Origin of the sequence: Prochlorococcus sp. (assembly GCF_965655815.1) — a bacterium.
GTDB lineage: Bacteria > Cyanobacteriota > Cyanobacteriia > PCC-6307 > Cyanobiaceae > Prochlorococcus_A > Prochlorococcus_A pastoris.
The window spans coordinates 1-4,629 of the sequence record NZ_CBFHHZ010000013.1 but is presented as its reverse complement, the minus strand read 5'-3'; the positions used below and the strand labels follow the sequence as shown (position 1 = coordinate 4,629).

Annotated in this window: 5 protein-coding genes; 2 read left to right on the top strand and 3 right to left on the bottom strand. The window is 30.3% G+C overall.

Annotated elements, in window-relative coordinates; genetic code table 11:
- Positions 1–239 precede the first annotated feature (239 nt).
- Positions 240–896, top strand: a complete 657-nt coding sequence (purN, locus tag ACTF45_RS09090; protein WP_438949843.1) for a phosphoribosylglycinamide formyltransferase — start codon at positions 240–242, stop codon at positions 894–896.
- Here purN and argC read toward each other — a convergent pair.
- A complete protein-coding gene (argC, locus tag ACTF45_RS09085; RefSeq protein ID WP_438949842.1) occupies positions 880–1,935 on the bottom strand; it encodes an N-acetyl-gamma-glutamyl-phosphate reductase in 1,056 nt (351 codons plus the stop codon). The two genes, purN and argC, sit on opposite strands and share 17 nt — an antisense overlap.
- 88 nt (positions 1,936–2,023) lie before the next feature.
- Here argC and ribBA point away from each other — a divergent pair, with 88 nt between their 5' ends.
- On the top strand, positions 2,024–3,757 hold the full coding sequence (gene ribBA, locus ACTF45_RS09080; RefSeq protein ID WP_438949841.1) for a bifunctional 3,4-dihydroxy-2-butanone-4-phosphate synthase/GTP cyclohydrolase II: 1,734 nt from the start codon (positions 2,024–2,026) through the stop codon (positions 3,755–3,757).
- Here the strand turns inward: ribBA and ACTF45_RS09075 are convergent.
- Entirely contained in the window at positions 3,754–4,191 is a 438-nt protein-coding gene (locus ACTF45_RS09075) for a peptidylprolyl isomerase (RefSeq protein ID WP_438949840.1), read from the bottom strand. The two genes, ribBA and ACTF45_RS09075, sit on opposite strands and share 4 nt — an antisense overlap.
- Positions 4,192–4,227: 36 nt before the next feature.
- Entirely contained in the window at positions 4,228–4,620 is a 393-nt protein-coding gene (locus ACTF45_RS09070) for a DUF3110 domain-containing protein (RefSeq protein ID WP_288346871.1), read from the bottom strand.
- Positions 4,621–4,629: the final 9 nt, after the last annotated feature.

The window sequence follows — 4,629 nt, the reverse complement described above, 5'->3', positions numbered from 1 at the left end:
TTTATCAAACCAAAGGTAGTTGCAATATTTATCCCATGAATTAAAATCATTATTCATTTTATATTTTGACTATTTTCTTATTTTGTTTATTATATCTAGTTTATTCTTCGTAAATACTAATCATTTCAATTTATTTAGTTATATTATTTTTAGATCATAATGTTTGTGAATTTTAATAAATACTATTAGGGGTTTTTTTTATTTATATCTCATTTATTATTCAATAAAAATATCAGCTTTTGGATAAATCATTCAATTATTTAATTTCACCTGAAATTTCACAACTTAGAGAATTTTCACCCAAATTAAAAATAGCAATTTTAGCTTCAGGTGAAGGATCAAATTTTCAAGAATTGATTGATCTCTCTAATTCAGACAAATTTGATATTGATATTAAAATTTTAATTACAAACAAATCAGAGGCTGGGTGTATATCAAGAGCTAAAAACTCAAATATCTCTTATAAGGTAATTAAAAGCTCTGATTATGAAAATAAGGATTATTTTGAGGATGAAATTATTAATGCAATAAAAAAACAGGATATAGAACTTGTTGTTATGGCGGGTTGGATGAAAATTATGTCATCAAAATTTGTTAATGAATTTAAGAATAAAATAATAAATATTCATCCATCATTACTTCCTTCTTTTAAAGGAAGTAATGCAATTAAAGAAGCTATAACAAATGATTCCAAGATCACTGGTTGTTCAGTACATTTTGTAGAACCTGAGGTGGATAGTGGTCCCTTAATTATGCAAGCAGCATTAGCTATTTCGGATAAGGATAATTTAGAGACAATAACTCAGAAATTACATTTATTGGAACATAAAATATTACCACTCTCAATTTCTCAGGCTGGATATATTATCCGGAATAAATTCATGGGTAATGATTAATCATTTCTAACCCATTATTTATTGGCAATCCAGATATTAGATTAAGATTTTGTATGGCTTGCCCTGTTTGTCCTTTAATTAAATTATCTATTACCGATAAAATAATTATTCTTCCATTTCTAGTATCAACTTTGACAGAGAGATGGATTTCATTTGTATTCTTAACCCACTTGGTGGAAGGATAAATATCAACTGGTAATACTCGAATATACGAGTAGTTTCTGTAATAATTTTCTAAAATAATCCTACAATCAGAAGAAGTTAATCCTGGATCCCGTAATCTTCCATAAATTGTCGAATGCATACCTCTTGTCATTGGTATTAAATGAGGAGTGAATAGTAGTTCAATATCATTACCAGAAATAAAACTTGCAATTTGTTCTATTTCTGAAGTATGTCTATGATTTATTAGTCCATAGGCAGATAGACCATCTCCACATTCAGAAAATAATAATTTTTGATGTGGTTCTCTTCCTCCACCTGATGTACCACTTTTTGAATCTATTACAATACCTTCATTATCAATAATCCCTTGGGATAAAAATGGGCTAAGAGGAATAAGAGCAGATGTTGGGTAACATCCAGGGCAGGCGATTAATCTTGCTTTAGATATATCATTGAAATTAATTTCAGGAAGACCATAAACTGCTTCTTTACATAAATCATCGTCATCTCTCTTATATTTTTTCGCTTCGTTAGAGTATACACCTTTCCATTGATCAAGAGACTTATACCTATAATCAGCTGATAAATCAATTACTTTTACTCCTTTATCTAATAAACCTCTTGTTAATGTAGAAGAAATTCCACTAGGTAAGCAAAGTAAAGCAACATTAGCTTTATCGGCGATTCTATCTATTGATATTTTTTCAATTAAATTGTCAGACTCTAAATTTATAAATGGAAAATTATCGCTCCATTTTGTTCCTGAAGATTTATTACCTCCTAAATAAGAAATTTTATAATTTTTATTATCCTTTAATAGATTTACTGCTTGTATTCCCCCGTAACCAGTAGCACCAACTATTGCAACATTCATTTCTCTTTATTGGCAGACTTTAAGATAGGATTGTAAGTGTTGACAAAAATAATAATTTAAACACTTTTTTCTATATTGAATAGTAATAATGAAAGAAACAAGTCCCAAACCAAATAATGGAACAATTGTGGATAATAAAGAAAATTTTAATATAGAATTTGATCCCATAAGCGATGCATTAGCTGCCATAAGAAATGGAGAATGCATAATTGTTGTAGATGATGAGAGAAGAGAAAATGAAGGCGATTTAATTTGTGCGGCTCAGTTTGCAACTCCTCAACAAATTAACTTTATGGCAACAGAGGGTAGAGGTTTAATATGTTTAGCGATGCAAGGAGACAAGTTAGATGCCTTAGATCTTCCTTTAATGGTTGATCGGAATACAGATGAAAATCAAACAGCATTTACTATTTCAATAGATGCAGGTCCTGAGAATAATGTAACTACTGGAATATCAGCAGAGGATAGAGCTAAAACCATCCAAGTTGCGATAAATCCTTCAACTAAGCCAGAAGATTTAAGAAGACCAGGACATATATTTCCACTAAGAGCAAAAAAAGGAGGAGTATTAAAAAGAGCTGGGCATACCGAAGCCGCTGTAGATATTGCTGCTATGTCTGGACTTTATCCTGCTGGTGTGATTTGTGAAATTCAAAATCCAGATGGCTCAATGTCAAGACTTCCCCAACTTAAGCAATATGCAAAAGAATGGGGAATGAAGCTCATATCCATTGCAGACCTAATCAGTTATAGATTTCAAAACGAAAGATTTGTTTATAGAAAATCTAATGCAATACTACCAAGTATTTTCGGTAATTTTAAGGCATATGGATACATAAATGAACTTGACGGTTCTGAACATATTGCACTAGTAAAGCAAAAGTCTAATAAATTAAGTGAACCAGTATTAGTAAGAATGCATTCAGAATGTTTAACCGGTGATGCTTTTGGATCACTACGTTGTGATTGTAGACCCCAGTTAGAGGCTGCGTTAGCAAGGATTGAAAAAGAAGAAGAGGGTGTGGTTGTTTATTTAAGACAAGAAGGAAGAGGTATTGGTTTGATTAATAAATTAAAAGCATACAGTTTACAAGATGGTGGTTTGGATACTGTAGAAGCAAATGAAAAATTGGGTTTCCCTGCAGACCTAAGAAATTATGGAGTTGGAGCACAAATATTAACTGACCTTGGGATCAAAAAGTTAAAACTACTTACAAATAATCCTAGAAAAATTGCTGGATTAGGTGGATATGGAATAGAAGTTACTGAGAGAGTCCCATTAGTGATATGTCCTGGAGAGCATAATTCTGAATATCTAAATGTAAAGAGACAAAAACTTGGCCATATGTTAGAAGAAGAAAAATTAAACTCTATAGATATAGATCCTTATATTGCAATTTTCCTTGATGGTGACTATAAATCAATAGATTTAGTTCCTATCAAAAATAAAATAATTGAATTTTGCGAAAAACATAAAATAAATATTATGTTAGAAAGTTCTCCTAGACTATTAGCTTTTTGGAATAGACCTAAATTAGTATGGAAATTATTGCATGACAAAAACAGAGAAGATTCCACTATTAATGATAATGAAATTAATAAGATTGAAATCTTTATTCAATTTTTATCAGAATATAATAAAATTTCAAAAGTTGGAATTATCGTATCAAAAAATATTCAACAGGCTTTACATCCAAAAAACAATATTAAATTAAAAAATACCAATTTTTCAATAAAAAATGAAGAATTATACTCATCCACTAGGAAATTTAATCTCGATAAAGAAACGTTTAGTATTATTTTTGATAAGAAATTAACTTAAACTAAACTGGCTTTAATAATTTTTGAACCGTTCGTTAGTTTTAAAACAATATCCATATCATCAGTTTTTCCAAAGACAGTATGTACTCCATCCAAATGGGGTTGTGCCTCATAAACTATAAAGAATTGACTCCCACCTGTATTTTTTCCTGCATGAGCCATTGATAGCGAACCTTTTAGATGTTTATTAGAATTAATTTCACAATTAATTTTATATCCTGGTCCACCTGTTCCAGGAATGCCTGAAGATCCTGCTCGTGTATTAGGGCAACCACCTTGAGCCATAAAACCTGGGATAACACGATGAAATGCCAATCCGTCATAAAAACCTTCACTAATTAGTTTTGTGAAATTATTAACTGTATTAGGGGCATCACTAGAAAATAATTCAATATTTATATTGCCTGCATCAGTTTCAAATAAAGCTTTTGTCATTGTGAGTTAAATTATCTTTAATTTTTATTTTAAACGTTACAGAAGCTTTTCAAGATTCTCCTTAATGGAATTTAAATCTATATTTTTATCTATATTTTCTTCTTTACGTTCTTCTTCGTTCCATGTCTCTACTTCTAAATTTTTTTGAGGAGGAGAAATTAGTAATCTATCCTCTGCTGTTTTTGGCACAAAATTTTTCTCAACCAATTTACATTCATAATCTAGTTTTGTACAAAAATCTCTAATTTCATCTATCGAAATCATTTCTACCGTAGGCAATGGGAAATCCTGAGCCTCTAAAAGTCCACAGTAACGTTCGGCATCATCTTTTTCTTCAAACATTAGCACTATAGTCCTACCCTTTAATTCTATTGAATGTATTCCTTCTTTCTCTGTACCGAAGTTATAAAGTAAAACATAAATATTCATAAAAACTTT